We start from the raw sequence: 16217 nt of genomic DNA, 5'->3' as shown, positions 1-16217 counted from the left end.
CATGGATCCGCTGAGTTTCACCGAGCAGACGATCGCCGACCATGTGCTCCTGATCACGCTTGGCCGCATGCTCGACAATAACAATGCCGAGCAGATGGTCCGGACGATCACACAGGCACAAGACCGCGGCTACACATTCATTATCATGGACTGCGAGCAACTGGAGTTTTTGTCCTCGGCCGGCGTAGGGGCCATTCTTGGCACGATTGAGACCTCACGGGATCAAGGCGGAGATATCATTCTGTGCAACGTGTCCGAAACCACCGCCCATGTCCTGCAGGTGCTGGATCTGCTGGATTTTCTGAAGGTCAAGAAGACCCGAAGCGAAGCCCTCGCCATCTGCGGGGCTTGAGAGAATAGACCACGCCAATGAACCGTACCACCACCGACTCACGTGCGAACCAGAGACCCGGTGCCGTCGACCACGGCCGGGATGTCCTGGCGCTGGAGGCGCTCTCCCATCTGGCCGAGCAGTTTGCCCGCGACCCAGATCTACAGGGTCTTATCGACGCACTGGCACTTACGGTCGCGGGCCAGTTCGGCGTCACCAGCGCCTATGTCATCACCCGAGACCCTCAGCCCGGCTCCGATATGCCTATCAGGGCGGCGACCGGACGATTTCGCGGCCACGAATCGACAGGTGATCTCGACGCCCTGGAGAATTGCTTTCCAGCGATCCTGCCTACGCCCCGGCCGCATCTCATCGATGATCCGGCCATTGAGGGGGGTGGCTCGGCATTCCTGGCCGATTGGCGTCAGGCAGGCGCGCGACTTCTTGCGCCCCTCGTCATCGACGGCAAGACAATCGGATTGCTCTTGCTCGGACAGCGTATCGGCAACGCGCCCTACACGGACCATGACCTCGAGTTGCTGCAAACCCTGATCGCCACTATTACACCCCTTATTGCCAACTCCTTCTTGTTTGCCGAAATGTCATATCAGAGCGCCCGACATTTGCGGACGTTGGACAGTGTACAACAGGCGATTTTGGTCTTTGATGCCCAGGGGATACTCCTCATGGCCAATCGGACGGCGGTCGAGCTGGTGGAATCACTGGTGGGTGGAGGCCCCACCGGTCACATAGTAGGTCTTCCGATGGCATCGATCTTTCCCGAGGCGATCTTTCCCGGCTGGGTCGAACGGCTGACAGCTGCCCGGCAGGACACCGAGCGAAAACTCTTGTCCATGCTGGTGGCAAAGGATAGTGAGATGGAACGGATATTCAGCGCCCGCATGAGTGTGCCGACCGCATCGGGCGCGGCGGACGAAGAGTCCATCCTCACCTTGCAGGATATTACCATCCAGCATGACAACGAGCGACGAATGTTCGAGCTCGAGAAGTTCGCCGAACAGGGGATCATGGCATCGTCAATCTCTCACGAGTTGAACAATCATCTTGGAATCGTGCTTGGCGGCATCGAACTGGCGCTGGCCAATCTCAACCGGGGGAACCAGGAGAAACTCACGTCGACGCTTGACAAGCTCAGGGAGAACGTGGTGCGTATGGAACGGTTCACGGCGGGCCTGATGGATTTCGCGCGCGTCAATGCCCAGAAACAGCTGGCCGTCATCAACGACGTCGTCACCGATGTGCTGTCATTCGCCATGGCCCAGAAACGCTTCAGCCGGATAACCGTGAAGGCCGACCTGGCGCCGCGCTTGCCCGCATTCGAGATGGACAGAGACCAGATCGCTCAGGTAATCATCAATCTGCTGAACAACGCCGCCGATGCAATCGCTGAAACCGGCCGACGGGACGGCGTCATCATCGTGTCAACGTCACGGCAAGGGGAGTCAGTCACCCTGTCCGTCTCTGACAACGGCCGGGGTATGACGCCGGAAGTGAAGGACCAGCTTTTCAAGACCCATCTCACCACCAAACCCAAAGGGCACGGGTACGGGCTGGTTACCTGCGCACGGATACTCGAGCATCACGGCGCAAGCTTTGCCATCAGCAGCCAGATCGGTTTCGGAACCGCCTTCGAGTTTCGGTTCCCGCTCAATCCGACGAAGCCCGATACCGCCTGAGCGGGTCTCCGTCTCGCGTTCAGGATTGACAAGTTGCCTGCCACCCTTCATTCTTGAATTCCATGAACCAACGTGCGAACACGGTTACAGTTCCTTTGATGCTGCTTTTCTGTCTGCTTTTCATATCGACTATTTCGGAGGCTGGAAACCGGAACCCGCAGGATGTGGCTCGGCGTATCCGACAGACATTCGAAAGCGATCTGTATCGCCTGGAGCCGGGCATGCAGCGCCATTTTGCGCAACGGATGTACCGCATAACGGGTGATGAACGATACGCCTACCCCCTCTTCCTGGATTACCTGATACTCGAAAAAAACCTCCAGGCCACACTGGACAGCCTTCACAATCGGGTATGGGTTGACCGCCAGATGAGCCGGATTCTCGACCGAATGGACGACGGCGGCAGAAAGGGGCGGTTGCGCCGGCAGATGTTCGAGCACAACGGTGACATGGCCCTGTATCTGGAAATGCTGCGAGCAGCATATGCCCTTGAAGACTACGGGGTTTGCAGCACGGGCAGTCTGGGACTCTGCGGGCAGGCCGTTGTGGAACTCGGGAAAGTTGATCTTCCGTTATTCCTCCTGGACACGGCGGTCATCCGGGTTTATTCGGCACAGGCCGTCAACGGCGTCTACTATATGTATCAATTGAGGTTGGGGGACTTTCGAACCGAGTATGCATCGGCGTTTCGCCAGACCTTCCCCGACGACAGGGATGCCGAGTTATCGGACCTGGAATTCGGCGACAAGATATACGGGCTCACCCATTTCGTGACAGCTGCAAGCAACTATTACCAGAAGCCCGTGGATTCGGCCGAATTCAATTGGATCCTCGGTTATTTTGAGCTTCGTCAGGCACGGATCCTTCATAACCTGAAGGCCGACATCGTGGCCGAGGTAGGACTCTGTTTCCTGCTGGCGGGACAGGACCGTCATCTGCTTGTCGACCAATGCCGGAAGATCGTTCTGGACGAGTTCGACCCGGGTTCAGGTATTGTTCCGTCCCCTGCTGGCAACACCGACCTCGACCTTGGCGAACATCGTAATATCCTTGCCTACATGCTCCTCGAGTGGCCCCGGGAACTGCACCCCGGCCCGCGCCTGCCAGATCTTGGTTCTTTTCAGACCATTTTTTACCGATAAGTGTACGAACGGAGATTATTTCTGACTCTGTTTTCCGGTCCGAGATGCGGTGATTCTCGCCCGTAAACGCATCCGCCAAGCGGGTCCATCTCCGGCAGGTCGGAAAACAAGTTGAAGGAAAAGACATTGTTGGTGTGTGCGAAGACAGGAATATCCTCGATGGTTACAGACTCTTATCTCCGCGCTCCCGGTCGCCTGCCTTTCGCCAACGGAACAATTGTCCAGGAAATCCGAAACAATGGGAACGTGGTTGACGTGGTCAGCGTTTCAAACCCATTGATCAGACTACATTTTACGATATAGGTGCGTATGCTCAGTCCAAGAATTCGAAAGATCATGTTCGCTCTTGCCGTCGTGGCTGCCATGGTGTCGTCGGCGTCGGCGCGACCGGTCAAAGGCGTGGTCAAGAACAGCATTACTGGGGTTCCGCTGGCCAATGTCGTGGTGAAAATTCTCCAAACCGGTGACAGCACACAGACCAATGGCTCCGGCGTCTATCTGTTTGCCGATGTCCCGGACGGTCTGTATACGTTTATGACCGGTGAACCCAATTATGTACCAAATATCAAGACGTCGGTTCGTGTCGCTCTCGGTTGTTGTGCCGGCACGACCGGCAATGTCGACGGCGACCCGGGCGACGTGGTGGATATCGGCGATCTGTCGTTGATGGTCGATTTCCTGTTCTTCGGGGGCACAATTTCCACGTGTTTCGCGGAAAACGACGTTGACCTCTCGAGTTCCGTGGACATATCGGATCTGCAGGTTCTTATCGATTTCCTCTTTTTCGGCTCTGGGATACCCAGTTGTCCGCTCTAACACACGAGAAAGCAAGTGTCGGGGTCCCAAGTACAAAGGCAATAAGGAGAGATTCATGTTATACCGTCGTTCCATCCAATTCGCAGTCGTGCTCACCGGCTTGATGGTGCTTGCCGTTTCCGCACTGGCTGACACTACTTTCGTCAACATCGACCTGGTCCCCTCAGGCACGATCTCCGGTACCGTACATCTGGCCGGTACGGGCAACTATTCGGGTGTCTTCATCTTCGTGTCCGGCACAAGCATTGTGGGCGCGAGCAACGCCGCAGGCAACTATACGATCGTCGGGGTTCCCTATGGCACCTATACACTGACCGCATCGAAAGCCGGTTACACCGACCAGACTGCCGGTGGGATTTCGATCACTTCGGCCGGACAGAGCATTGCGGCGCCGCTTCTAACCCTGCCGGCCAGCGCCGACACCGAGGGGCGTCTCTTCGGCGAGGCGATGCGCTTCTACACGTATAACAAATTTGATTCGGCGATCGCCCGCTTTCGATCGCTCATCACGGCCAACCCCAGCGGTAAGTACGCCGCGTCGTCGCGATATCGCATCGCACTCGCTTTCGGGCAGACTAACCAATACGATTCTACCATCAACAACCTGAGCCTGTTGGTCTCCGCGTACCCCGCAGACACGCTGGTGCCGGATGCGTACTATTGGCGCGGGTATTACAAGGATCAGAAGCTTGATTATGCCGGCGCGCTGTCGGATGTTCAGTTCGTGGTGACCAATTATCCAAGTTCCTACGTCGGTTCCAAGGCGCAATATCGCGTCGGCGTGGAGAATGAAGCGCTCGGAAACGTCACGCCGGCGATCAACGCCTACCTGGCGGTGGAAACGAACTACCCGGGTTCGATCGATATCCCCGGTGCTTTGTACAATGCCGCATCCCTGTATTACGTGCATGACCAGTACACCAACGCTCTGACCCAGTACAATAAGCTGCTGACGTCATATCCCACGACCCGTGAGGCGGCCAAGGCGAGCTTTTACAAAGGGATGAGCTACTACAATCAGGAAGATTACGTGCAGGCGCTCGCTTCACTCTCAACCAGCATTACCAGCTATCCAACGGGTGACAAGCTCGCCGATGCCTGGTATTATCGGGCGCACTGTAAGTACAATGTGGAAAGCTATTCGTATACGCAGGCGCAGGCTGATTTCGATTCCGTGTACATCAAGTTTCCGAATTCCACCCTCGCTCCCCATGCCAGGTTCTATGCGGCGAGCTGTGAGTACAACATGGACAACTTTCCAACCGCCGTTACCATGTACCAGGCGTATATCGCCGCCTATCCGACCAACGACTTCGTACCTGATGCGACCTACCGTATCGCCTCTGCATATTACAACGATGCCGACTACGTGAACGCCAAGAACCAGTACGTGACCTATTACACCACGTATCCGAACGACAAACAGGCCGGCGAGGCGCACTACTGGGCCGGCAAGAGCGATCAGAAGCTGTTCGGTGTGAATGACCCGTCGGCTCACGCGGAGTACTGCACGGTGGTGATGCAATTCCCGAACTGCAGCAAGGCGGCCGCTGCCCAAACTCAACTCGACGCAACGACCAACCCGACATGCCCGTGATCGTACGCCACAGCTCCCGCCTGGCTGTCGCCGTCATCCCCGCTCTGCTGGTGATCGCGGCCTCAGTCATGGCGTTCTATAAGATCACCTACCTGGGCTATAATCTGAATGCCGTGATCCAGAGCGAGAGCTATTTGTTGGAGACGGTGTTGGAATTCGACGGTCACGGCAGCCCAGTGGAAGTCTCCATGGCGCTGCCACAGAGCCTGCCGAATCAGACAGTGAGCGATGAAGCGTTCAATTCGGCCGATCTCAAGTTCGAGGTCGTCGAGGAGGGCGGAAATCGGCGCGGCTCCTGGGCAAGTCAGGGGACGGTCGGCCGGCGGCGACTTGGTTACACGGCCACCGTCATGACGCGCAATCAGCGCTTCCTGATTGACTCGACTCTTCCCGCGGTGCAGCCGATACCAGACAGCGTGGCGCAATTTCTGTTGGCCGATTCGGCCATTCAGGCCGACAGTCCGGAGATCGCGGCACTGGCGGATTCACTCGGCATTGCCGAAAGCCGGACCCTGTTGGACAACATCGACCGGATCTATCAGTTCGTCACCTACGGGCTCCGCTACGTGAACTACTCCGGTCAGACTGACGCCCTCACTGCCTATCATATCGGTGAAGCGTCATGCGGCGGCAAATCACGTCTGATGGTCGCACTGGCTCGGCATGCCGGCATTCCCGCACGGCTCGTCGGCGGGAAAATACTCGAAGCCGGGCAATCCACCGCTACCCATATCTGGGTAGACCTGTATGTTCGGGGGTACTGGGTGCCATTCTGCCCGACGAACAAGTATTTCGCGGAGATACCGTCGAACTACCTCATCTTGTATTACAATGAGCAGCCGTTCATCACACACACCCGCGACATCAATTTCAAATTCTATTTCAATCTTCGCAAACGGCTCGTTTCGAATCTGGCCGGCCTGACCGGTCTGAAAAGCCATCCGCTCGACATCCTGAACGTCTGGGCGACCTTCAAACGATCCGCCATATCATTGGAGCTGCTGCGGATCATCATCATGCTTCCGATCGGCGTACTGGCAGTGGTACTCTTCCGAAATATCATCGGGATAGAAACGTTCGGCACCTTCATGCCGGCATTGATAGCCATCGGCTGGCGCGACACCGGGCTTCTGAATGGAGCCGTTTTGTTCACCCTCATCGTCTTGTTCGGAGCCGGGGTCAGGTACTTCCTCAACCGGCTGCAACTGCTCCATACGCCGCGGCTCGCGGTGATACTCTCGGCCGTCGTGCTGTTCATCCTGTTGCTGACTGGACTGGGAGTTTCGATGGGGTTTCTCGATCTGGCGCGTGTGGCTCTCTTCCCCATGGTCATCATGACCCTTACGGTCGAGCGATTCTCGCTCATCGCCGAAGAGTCCGGCATGATGAAAGCCGTAAAAATGGCCTTCTTTACTCTTCTCGTCGCCACCTGTGCTTTTGCTCTGATGGCCTCCCGATTCCTGCAGGCCGTAGTGATAAGTTTTCCCGAGACGATCCTGTTGGTGGTCGCGCTGTACATCTATATTGGCCGTTACAGCGGTTTCCGCCTGATGGAACTGCTCCGTTTTAGGCATATTCTCAGACAGGAATCGCGATGAGATTGCCTAAGAATCTCTTCCCCATACCTTCGGGCATCGGTGTGATGGGCATTAACGCTCGCAACCTGGATATGATTTATCCTTACAACCGCCGGAACTGCTTTCCCAACGTTGATGACAAACTGCTGTGCAAACGTTTGCTCCAGCAGAACGACATTCCGACCGCTGTCACCTATCATGTTGTGGCGGACCCACCGTCGCTCCGCAACTGGGAAGACAAACTGGCCGGCGTTGACCATTTCGTTGTTAAGCCAAACACCGGCTACGGCGGCAACGGGATCGTCCTGGTGACCAGACGTGATGGCCGGTATTACATTTCCGGCGAGCCGGTCACCAGGGAGGATATCGACTTCCATATCATGCAAATTTTGAACGGCGCGTTTTCGCTCGACAACCTGGCCGATACCGCCTTTTTCGAGCACAAACTGGTCAATCATCCCGGTATCCAGGCGTTCATTCCCCCGGAGATAGAAGGAGTGGGGGATGTTCGGCTCATCTATCGCCAGGAACAGATCGTCATGGCGATGCTCCGCCTGCCGACCCGTGAGTCCGGCGGGAAGGCCAACCTGCACCAGGGCGGACTGGGCGTCGGTATCGATCTGGACACCGGATGTTCACTTCATGGATCGCACCGAAACAACGTCATAACGCATCATCCGGAGACACACGAACCGCTCAAAGGAAGACCGGTGCCGTTCTTTCGGGACATGCTAACCTACGGTGCGCGAATCAGCGATATCGTGGGCCTTGGCTATATCGGCGTCGATTTCGTGTGTGACCGTGATCACGGTCCCATGGTACTCGAGGTGAATGCCCGACCAGGTCTGAATATACAGATTGCCAACCAGGCCGGTTTGAGAGACAGGTTGATATGAAATACACACTGCTCCAGATAGCCGCGTGGCTGATATGCGCCACAGTTGTTACGATAGCCGTCGTACGGCAAGGGTCGGTAGCGGACGCCAGAACAGAGATCGTTCGCATCGACGGTTCCGCGCCAATGGCGAATCCCGCGAAGGCACCGGTTGCCTTGAGTGATTCGGCTGCGGATCCGGAGCCGGCAGCCGTTGGAGACACGGATGTTGTCGCAGATACGGAAATTGCCGACACGACAGGTGTACCCCCCGAAGCCATCAGACTCAACGACCTGGGTGTGGTACAGCTGTCAGAAGGGCATCTGGATTCCGCGATCACCTTGTTCAAACGATCCCTCGTGCTGGATTCCGCGTATGCCCGCGGACATTACAATCTGGGTATTGCGTATCACCGGGCAGGTCGTGTCAAAGATGCCATTAGTGAGTACAGTCGCGCCGCGGCAATTCGCCCGAATTACTTCCGTGCGCTCTACAGCCTCGGCAGGCAGTACTATGACATCGGTCGATACGACGAAGCACGCAACTGGCTGACTCGCGCAACTGAGGTCAAGCGGACCGAGGAAGCAGCCGCAGCCTTCTATATGCTGGGGTTGTCATACAAACATCTGGGGGATGTTCCACGCGCCGAGGCTGCCTACCGCAGCGCCCTTCGTCTGCGCCCGAGTCATATCGAGGCTCGCTACGCCCTCGCGCTGTCTCGCATGGACCAGGGGAAGTACGACGATGCCATCAGGGAGTTCACGCGGTCGGCATCATTGGGACTCAAAAAGAAGCAGTTGTATTCAAATCTGGGAATCTGTAACAGTCGCATCGGCAAACCGGATGAAGCCGTGGCGGCCTATCAACAGGCTTTGGCACTGGAGCCGAACGACCCCAAAGGATGGTTCAATCTGGCCATCAGTTTGAACAAGCTGGGCCGCCGCGATGAGGGAATTGACGCGTATCGCAAGGCTATACAGTTTGACACAACCTATTATGAGGCGTATTTCAACCTGGCGCTCCTGTACGCTGACAAGGGAGACACGGCGAACGCCATGCTGCACTATCAGCGGGCGATCGCACAACGCCCCAGCTTCTCCAAAGCGCACTACAACCTGGCGTTGATCTTTCTCGAACGGGCACTGTATGATTCTGCCGTCGTGCACCTCGAGGAAGTCACCACGCTTGACCCGGAGAATCTGAGGGCGCTGTTCAACCTGGGTATCGCCAATTCGCGCGCGGAACGACTGCCCCAGGCTGCCGAGGCCTATCACCGCCTTCTCGACCAGGAGCCGGTCAATCTCAAAGCGCTCAACAACCTCGGCACCGTCTATTCGCGCCTGGGTGAGAATGACTCCGCGCTCATCTTCTACAACCGGCTGGTCGGCCTGACCCACAGCGCGGAGGCATATTACAATCGGGCGGATGCCCGCAAGGAACTCGATAGTCTGGAATCGGCCAAACAGGACTACCTGAAAGCGATCGAGCTGAAACCGGATTACGCGAAAGCGTACCACAACCTGGCTATCCTCGAAGAAAAACTCAATCATCAGGATCGAGCCGTCGAATTGCTCAAGAAAGCCATTCAGTTTGATTCCGATAACTGGAAAAGCCACTGGAAACTCGGACAGATATATCTGGAGATGGGACGGGCCGCCGATGCCAAGGCGGAGTATGCGTTGGCCGCAGCCACAAATCCACCGTCCGATAAGTTCAACAAGGAATACGATAAACTGCTTCTGAATCAGTGAGGGACAGTACAGATATGAACCCAAGGAAATGTATCATCACCATTCTGGCGGTCGCCGCCTTCGGCATGACCACACAGGCAGCCCCGACCCGGCTCGGCAATACGGTCGAATACAAGCTGGCCTACGGTGCACGCTACGAGTCGAACATTTACCACTCCTATCTTGACACACAGGCTGTTGGAGCGCAACTGAACATCATCGAGGGACAGTTGGACTGGGTGATGCAGCCATCTCGAAAGTTCGCCCAGACCCTGGGTGCCTACGCCGACATGTCACTGTACACCAATTACAGCAATCGGAACCGGACAGCGTTCGGTGTCGTGTATGAACCGACGCTCAGGTACAGCCGGCGAGGGACATTTGGGCTCGATGTCGATTTCTCTCATCGGAACAAAGATGTGTTGTCCGACGCCGGTGAGTTGCTTGCTCGTACTCTCCAGAAGTGGCAGTTTGACGTGAAAGCGACGAACCGATTGAGTTTTGGTGCTTTCCGTACCGAGCAGGCGTTTCTGTTCGACAAAAGCAATTATGCTGACAGCTACGACAGCGTTGGCGTTCGGTTGCCATCATACAACTATCGCAGTTTCGGGGGTGAGATTGACGGTCGCTACCGTTTCCACCGCAATCTGCGCGCCCGCGTGCGGCTGAGTTTGGAAAATCGCGATTATGCCGAGCGGCGGACTTACACGGTGGCGTTCGGCTCGTTCCGGGGGCGTCCGTACGAGATCCGCAGTTTCACCGAGCGGGTCACGGAATTCACTCTTGAAACGCAGCCGGTACCGTCGGTGGGCCTCTCCGGACTGGTACAGTACACCAAGCGTACGGACAATTTCGAGAACTTCTACGGTTTCCGTCAGTGGGAGTACAAGGCGGAGTTGGAGCTGACGCCCATTCGACACAACGAGCTGAAGATGTCGCTGGAGTTCCGTAACAAGGACTACCCCAATTACTGGACCAGCAATATCGGCCGACTGAACCGGGTCGGCATAGACTATGCCACGTTCGATATTGAAGACACTTATCACGTCAGCGAGCTGTTTGCAGTAACCGCGTATCTGAAGAACTACAACAAGGTCTCCAACGACCCGAATTTCGATTACCGCGACCTGACCGCCGGCGTGGGCATTGCGATCAAGCGATGAGCCGACTCTGCTTGCGTGAAAAACGAATTTGGGCTTAGTAGTTCGTTGTTTCTACTGCTTTCGCAATACGCGTGTTCGGGTTTATTATGATTGTACCCTGCACCCGGCTCTGAACAACGCGCAGCGCGGAGAGCACAGAGGAATCGACTCATCATTCGTTTGAATCAGCCGCAAGTGAACCATGCTATGGCGAAGCTGTCGGTCTTTTTCCGCAGACATCCGTACTCAGGTATTTCAGACCGGAATCCACCATCAACGTGGCAATGCTTGCATGTGGTCCCAATCTCTTCGCGACCTGAATGGCGGCAACGACATTTGCTCCCGATGACGTTCCTGCAAACAGACCCTCTTCACGGGCTAATCGCCTGGCCATGGCCTTGGCGTCTTCCGTTTTCACCGCAATAATTTCATCGACAAGGCTTGGATCCCAAAGTAGCGGAGTATATCCTATACCCACCCCTTCAATTTTATGAGGTCCGGCCTGACCGCCCGATAACACTGCGGATTCGCCGGGCTCCACGACTATCATCTTTAGCCTGGGATTGTATCGCTTCAGCACCGTCGCTACGCCCCGCGATGAAGCGGCCGTACCAACACATTGAACGAAGGCATCCAGTCTGCCGTTGGTTTGGCTCCAGAGCTCTTCGCCCAAAGGGAAGTAGCCTGAGATACTGTCGAGATTATTGAGTTGGTCAGTCCAGTAGGTGTGCGGTCGATGACTGATCTCTCTGGCAGCTTCAATCATATCCAGAATCAATTTCTTTGTCGTGAGGCCACCTTCACTTGGTACCAGCGCGAGTTCGGCACCGAAAGCCGCCATATGCTGCAGCTTTTCATGACTGAAGGCATCGGAGGAGACAATATGAAGATGATATCCTTTCGCTACACAGATCAAGGCAAGCGAAATGCCCGTGCTGCCACCGGTGTACTCCACAACTGTGTCGCCCGGCTTAAGTCGGCCGGCTTCTTCAGCCCGTGCGATCATTGCCTGGGCCGCGCGGTCTTTCATACTGCCGGTCGGATTTTCCCACTCCAGTTTGACAAACACCTTCGCACAACCGGGAGGGACAACCTTGTGCAGCTGCACTAATGACGTATTCCCAACGGCAGTTAGTATATTGCTCCCGAGACTCATTGTGATTCTCTCCCGTATTTATCGATGACGTTCACAGAACGTACGCCCTACAACCATGTTTTGCAATTATGTCGAAAATATCCGGCAAGATGCCAACAAAAAATCTCCCGCTCGGGAGAATGAGATTGGTATGGCTGATGGCACCGTCCCAAACCTCATGTCGCTTTCAAGAGCCTGGTGTGGGACTATTGGGTGGCTGGAGAAACGGAACGGAAGATAACTACTCGTGAACGAAGCTTGTCGCGAAAGTCCCTTCAAGCTTCAGTTATTAAGAGAACGGGAGAAACGTGGCCTGGAAAAACTGGCCCGGCCACTTCCGCACTACAGCTCGGCACAGCTGTCCGGACCACTTATCACGCCAGATCGCGTTATTCGCCCTTCAATATCTGTATCATAGTGTCCGAGTGAGATTCGCCGGTCTTGGGATCGGTCCAGGGACCTGATATGGCGACTCTAACCGAACTGCCTTCCTCATCCTTCACAAAAACGGCGGAAGTCTCATCGGCTCCAAGGGGCTTCAGTCCGCTTGATTTCATATAGAAGGCGCTCACCGCAGCCGGCTTGTCACCCGTCCGATACACGAACACGGCAATCCCCAGGTGGAACTTGGCGAATTCAGTCTGTTCTACATCCAGTGTCGCTCCGGGATAGACCGGAACGCCAAAATGCTCGGAAGAGTTGCGGCTAGTCGTATCGGTGTAGGGATTGATCGTTCGCCTGACAAGCTCGACCCGCCGGTTCTTGGCTCGGCCTTCTTCCGTATCATTGCTCGCGATCGGTTTCTCTTCGCCGAAGCCGACGGCGCTCAGGCGCTTCATGTCGATACCGCCGAAGACGATTGCCCCGACCACCGCCTTGGCCCGGCCCTCCGAGAGGACTTGATTCGATTTCGAATCTCCCACACTGTCAGTATGTCCCTCGACATTCAGTTCAAGGGATTCGTTGGCCTTCATCATTTGTATGATTTGCTCAACAATCGGCATAGATTCGGTTTTGATAACCGACTTGCCAAAGTCAAAATTGATATACAGAGTTACATGGCCGTCCCGATTAAGAGCATCCAGCATGCCGCTCGCTGTCACCTCCTGCTTCATCGATTCCTTGGCTATTAGCGTGATATAGTAATCACCGCCGCCATTGAACGGCACGACTTCGACCCACAGTTCATTGCCCCCCCTTGACAATCTTGCTGACCACCATACGACTGCCGCAGTTTTCGGCGCAATCGGCATTTTCGCAGATTCCGTCGAAGATGACGGTGCCACCCATCTCTTTGATCGCGTTGACATAGTTGCGTGCGATTTGGAGTTCACTTGCTGACTCACCGTCACCGCCAAACGTGTACGCCCGATGCGACTTCCTTCCTTCCACCGTAATGCAGTCCTTGCCGTCATAGAAACGGTAGTCATCGAATGCCTTGTCATAGGCGTCGGTGATTTGGTAGTTCGGCATCCCGGAAAAATACGGCGTGTCTTTGGCCACCGGCACGGATTCTTCCTCTTCCTGCGCACACACCGCCGCCGGAAAGACCATCGCCAGTCCGAGCAGGATCACCAAAAGGGTAGTTCTGATCTTCATAACAGACTCCTTGATTAGTCGAGCACTATTGAAAATGCTATTTGGTCATCGCTCCTTGACCGGAGCTTTCCAGCGTTCCGTTTTGCTCGATAGCGTCGGCCATCCCGTTCGGCGCGCCGCCGCATTTCGATGATTCGGTCGAGAACGTCATCACATCGTTACCGAGACCGGTAAATCGCTCCTTCAGTTGCCCGATGCGGGGCAGCAGGCCGCGGAACAGCTCGGCCCGCTGGTTTTCCGGAAGTTCGAGGCAGTTTTCGATTTCAACCAGCAACAGTTGAGTCGAGTCATTGACGGCTTTCAGCGGATTCAGCGTTTCCTGCTCAAACCGCTTCATGCAGAAGTTGAGTATATCGATACCGCGGCCGACCGGGCCCAAACCGGTCCGACTGCCTGATGACGACTTACTCCATTGGTCGCACTCACAGTCGATCGGGAATCCGCCGGAGCTTGGTGGCGAACCAGGCGGGAAAGGGGGATCCCAAAAGATATCGTTCGTCCCCGCCGCCGCTGTCGTCGTCGGTTGGGGACTGCGGTTGATCGCCATCGCCCGATGGCTGATCGGTCGGAGGTTGATCACTACCCGGTTCAGTGGGGGGGGGTGCGCCGCCGGATGGTTTGGAAGGCTCGCCACCCTTCGGTTCGGTCGGGGGTTGCTGCGGCTGGCCCGGCTCCGATCCTCCCGGCTCCTCGCTACCGTCGCCGAAGTCATTGCAGAGCTCCACCAGCCGGCGGTCGATTTCATCGTGCTGGTTCCGAACCTCTTTGTACCTCATCCGATTTTCCTGGAGAGTCTTGACGACTTCCTTAATCACCTGAAGGGCGTCCTCTACCGCAAACCAGGCCTCGCCGTACTCGATGACGTCATTGGCGATTCCGAGCGTCATTTTCTTCGCGGCGCCGATCTGATAGTTCTTGTACATGTTCCACAGCGACCAATTGCCTTCCCACGTCCCCTCCTCTGTAGCGTCATAGAAATCCCCCAGCATGTCGGCGATATTATCGAGGTCGGTCACACCCGGCGCGGCGCCACTTACCGCCCCCTCGACCGCCCCCAGGCCCGACGCCAATATGCTGAATACTTTTACCCAGCATTTCGTCAGATTCTTGTCGAATTCGTGTTTGGCTCGGGTAAACTCGGGGCTCTTGAGAAGTCGATCGTTTTCCGCGCGGAGCTCGTCCCACTGGGCCTTGAGCTCTTTCAACCGATCTCTCAATTTCTGGATAGTCTCCTTGTCGCACGGAACAACCTGAATAGTGATCAGATGCTCATCCTGATCTCCGCATCCAGTCTGGCCGCGCGCAGAGGTCACCCCTTCCTTGACTCCCTGAATCGCCAGCGAAGTTCCGAGATTTTGAACGGAGGCGATGGCAGCATCGGCAACCGGAAAACTCAGGAGGTCGCCTTCGGGCGGATCTTGCTGAATTGGGACTTGAACGGGAGGTTTTTCGACGCCGTTTTCATCATATATGCCAATTACAGGAATGTCGGCCCCACCGTTGACGGATAAGAGTTCGACGACGCTTCCCGATAGTTTCCCCTCTACTTTCTTACCCTTCTTTGGTTGAAATTCGACCCGAATGGTGGCATGTCCGGCATTCTTGCCAGCGGCGGTGGCAGATGAGCCGGAGCCGGAGATATCGAAAACATCGGATGGCTCGCTGAACCAGGTGTAGGTCCCCTCAGTTTCGGGCTCGACGGTGGCGGTCAGGTTGGCGCTGACGCCGATCATAATATTAGCGCAACCGGCAATTGAGACTTTGGCCTTTTCTGGCGGTTTGGAGCTGAGAGTCATGTTGATATTCCAGAGCAGCGGGCAGTTGGTAAAACGGGCCATGCCCATACTCTCCATATCCCATGACCAATTCTTCTCGAATTCGGCTTCAAGGTCGGCCCGAGTAAGCATCAGAGGAGGATTTGGGTGTATTTCGCGGTCTTCGATGCTTCCTATATAGTACATTATTTCTGGATTATAACGATCCGGAGGTTTTCCGGCGACGCAGGACATAAGACCAGAGGAATTGAGGGCAAGCTCGCCCAAACCGGTTTCGAGATTGAAGCGGAGGTTGATGATAATCTTTCCCTGCGCATTTCGGCGGCAACTCGATTCGGTCGTCACGGAACCGTCGGTCGGGTCGATGACTTTGCAGGGTTCAATGGACAGCGTAAAGGGGAGCTCCCAGCTGCCATAGCCGATCATGGATGAATCATCATACTCTGTCGGTTCGAGGAGACCTGAGACGCGGAAAGAAACATTCCCACCGCGATAATCGGACGCGTAAGGGTCGGGGTCGAGCCGCCCGCGCGCGTCGAAGTCAAACCAGATTCGCTCGGCGTCTTTCCCTACAAGCGGTTCGATCGAAGGTTGCGCAAGGCTGCTGACAATTGGAGAGATGAGTACGGCAATGGTGAGGAACAGAATTCGTAATTCAAGTCGCATTATCGCGTCCTTTCAATCCTCAAGAATCGCCACGCGGGCGTCTAATGATGATCGCGCGCTGTCCAACAATGCTGTCGAATGAAGATTGCAGGTCTGCTCAGACCATGTTACCGGAGTCGGGTCGAAGGCCTGCCG

The 16217-nt window shown here is 55.8% G+C and carries 14 protein-coding genes; 9 read left to right on the top strand and 5 right to left on the bottom strand.

Annotation, left to right across the window (positions count from 1 at the left end; translation table 11 throughout):
- Position 1: 1 nt before the first annotated feature.
- The 9 genes from AB1644_11980 (at position 2) to AB1644_11940 (ending at position 10928) form a co-directional block, all read left to right on the top strand.
- Entirely contained in the window at positions 2 to 352 is a 351-nt protein-coding gene (locus tag AB1644_11980; protein ID MEW6051761.1) for an anti-sigma factor antagonist, read from the top strand.
- Positions 353 to 369: 17 nt separating this feature from the next.
- The gene (locus tag AB1644_11975) at positions 370 to 2028 is read left to right on the top strand and encodes an ATP-binding protein (protein ID MEW6051760.1); all 1659 of its coding nucleotides are present in this window, start codon (positions 370 to 372) and stop codon (positions 2026 to 2028) included.
- Between the two features lie 164 nt (positions 2029 to 2192).
- Entirely contained in the window at positions 2193 to 3170 is a 978-nt protein-coding gene (locus tag AB1644_11970; protein MEW6051759.1) for a DUF3541 domain-containing protein, read from the top strand.
- A 309-nt stretch (positions 3171 to 3479) separates the two neighbouring features.
- Positions 3480 to 3986 carry a carboxypeptidase regulatory-like domain-containing protein gene (locus AB1644_11965; GenBank protein ID MEW6051758.1) on the top strand — a complete coding sequence of 169 codons (507 nt, stop codon included), beginning with the start codon at positions 3480 to 3482 and terminating at the stop codon, positions 3984 to 3986.
- A gap of 55 nt (positions 3987 to 4041) precedes the next feature.
- Positions 4042 to 5583 (top strand): tetratricopeptide repeat protein, encoded by a 1542-nt coding sequence (locus tag AB1644_11960; GenBank protein ID MEW6051757.1) that lies wholly within the window; start codon positions 4042 to 4044, stop codon positions 5581 to 5583.
- Entirely contained in the window at positions 5574 to 7181 is a 1608-nt protein-coding gene (locus tag AB1644_11955) for a UUP1 family membrane protein (GenBank protein MEW6051756.1), read from the top strand. The genes AB1644_11960 and AB1644_11955 overlap by 10 nt, the downstream gene beginning before the upstream one ends.
- On the top strand, positions 7178 to 8056 hold the full coding sequence (locus tag AB1644_11950) for a sugar-transfer associated ATP-grasp domain-containing protein (protein MEW6051755.1): 879 nt from the start codon (positions 7178 to 7180) through the stop codon (positions 8054 to 8056). The genes AB1644_11955 and AB1644_11950 overlap by 4 nt, the downstream gene beginning before the upstream one ends.
- Positions 8053 to 9786, top strand: coding sequence for a tetratricopeptide repeat protein (locus AB1644_11945; GenBank protein ID MEW6051754.1), 1734 nt, complete (start codon positions 8053 to 8055; stop codon positions 9784 to 9786). Before AB1644_11950 ends, AB1644_11945 begins: the two co-directional genes overlap by 4 nt.
- Positions 9787 to 9800: 14 nt before the next feature.
- Positions 9801 to 10928, top strand: coding sequence for a hypothetical protein (locus AB1644_11940; protein ID MEW6051753.1), 1128 nt, complete (start codon positions 9801 to 9803; stop codon positions 10926 to 10928).
- Positions 10929 to 11112: 184 nt separating this feature from the next.
- On the opposite strand, the gene AB1644_11935 is transcribed toward AB1644_11940, so the two are convergent.
- The 5 genes from AB1644_11935 to AB1644_11915 all read right to left on the bottom strand — a co-directional run bounded on the left by AB1644_11935 (position 11113) and on the right by AB1644_11915 (position 16082).
- Positions 11113 to 12063 carry a cysteine synthase family protein gene (locus AB1644_11935; GenBank protein MEW6051752.1) on the bottom strand — a complete coding sequence of 317 codons (951 nt, stop codon included), beginning with the start codon at positions 12061 to 12063 and terminating at the stop codon, positions 11113 to 11115.
- A 368-nt stretch (positions 12064 to 12431) separates the two neighbouring features.
- Complete coding sequence (locus AB1644_11930; protein ID MEW6051751.1) at positions 12432 to 13247, bottom strand: OmpA family protein; 816 nt, start codon at positions 13245 to 13247, stop codon at positions 12432 to 12434.
- A complete protein-coding gene (locus tag AB1644_11925; protein MEW6051750.1) occupies positions 13228 to 13641 on the bottom strand; it encodes a hypothetical protein in 414 nt (137 codons plus the stop codon). The genes AB1644_11930 and AB1644_11925 overlap by 20 nt, the downstream gene beginning before the upstream one ends.
- A 37-nt stretch (positions 13642 to 13678) precedes the next feature.
- Positions 13679 to 13978, bottom strand: coding sequence for a hypothetical protein (locus AB1644_11920; GenBank protein MEW6051749.1), 300 nt, complete (start codon positions 13976 to 13978; stop codon positions 13679 to 13681).
- Between the two features lie 85 nt (positions 13979 to 14063).
- Positions 14064 to 16082: a proline-rich domain-containing protein gene (locus tag AB1644_11915; protein MEW6051748.1), complete on the bottom strand. Its 2019-nt coding sequence runs from the start codon at positions 16080 to 16082 to the stop codon at positions 14064 to 14066.
- Positions 16083 to 16217: the final 135 nt, after the last annotated feature.

The sequence above is a fragment of the Candidatus Zixiibacteriota bacterium genome (genome assembly GCA_040753875.1).
Taxonomy (GTDB): domain Bacteria; phylum Zixibacteria; class MSB-5A5; order GN15; family FEB-12; genus DATKJY01.
The sequence above is the reverse complement of the archived record's forward strand: the minus strand, read 5'-3'. Positions and strand labels throughout refer to the sequence as shown.

Coding starts and splice junctions, on each gene's coding strand:
- AB1644_11940 (MEW6051753.1), top strand. CDS start 9,801: ATGAACCCAAGGAAATGTATCATCACCATTCTGGCGGTCGCCGCCTTC.
- AB1644_11945 (MEW6051754.1), top strand. CDS start 8,053: ATGAAATACACACTGCTCCAGATAGCCGCGTGGCTGATATGCGCCACA.
- AB1644_11920 (MEW6051749.1), bottom strand. CDS start 13,978: ATGAAGCGGTTTGAGCAGGAAACGCTGAATCCGCTGAAAGCCGTCAAT.
- AB1644_11915 (MEW6051748.1), bottom strand. CDS start 16,082: ATGCGACTTGAATTACGAATTCTGTTCCTCACCATTGCCGTACTCATC.
- AB1644_11925 (MEW6051750.1), bottom strand. CDS start 13,641: ATGAAGATCAGAACTACCCTTTTGGTGATCCTGCTCGGACTGGCGATG.
- AB1644_11955 (MEW6051756.1), top strand. CDS start 5,574: ATGCCCGTGATCGTACGCCACAGCTCCCGCCTGGCTGTCGCCGTCATC.
- AB1644_11950 (MEW6051755.1), top strand. CDS start 7,178: ATGAGATTGCCTAAGAATCTCTTCCCCATACCTTCGGGCATCGGTGTG.
- AB1644_11960 (MEW6051757.1), top strand. CDS start 4,042: ATGTTATACCGTCGTTCCATCCAATTCGCAGTCGTGCTCACCGGCTTG.
- AB1644_11975 (MEW6051760.1), top strand. CDS start 370: ATGAACCGTACCACCACCGACTCACGTGCGAACCAGAGACCCGGTGCC.
- AB1644_11965 (MEW6051758.1), top strand. CDS start 3,480: ATGCTCAGTCCAAGAATTCGAAAGATCATGTTCGCTCTTGCCGTCGTG.
- AB1644_11980 (MEW6051761.1), top strand. CDS start 2: ATGGATCCGCTGAGTTTCACCGAGCAGACGATCGCCGACCATGTGCTC.
- AB1644_11935 (MEW6051752.1), bottom strand. CDS start 12,063: ATGAGTCTCGGGAGCAATATACTAACTGCCGTTGGGAATACGTCATTA.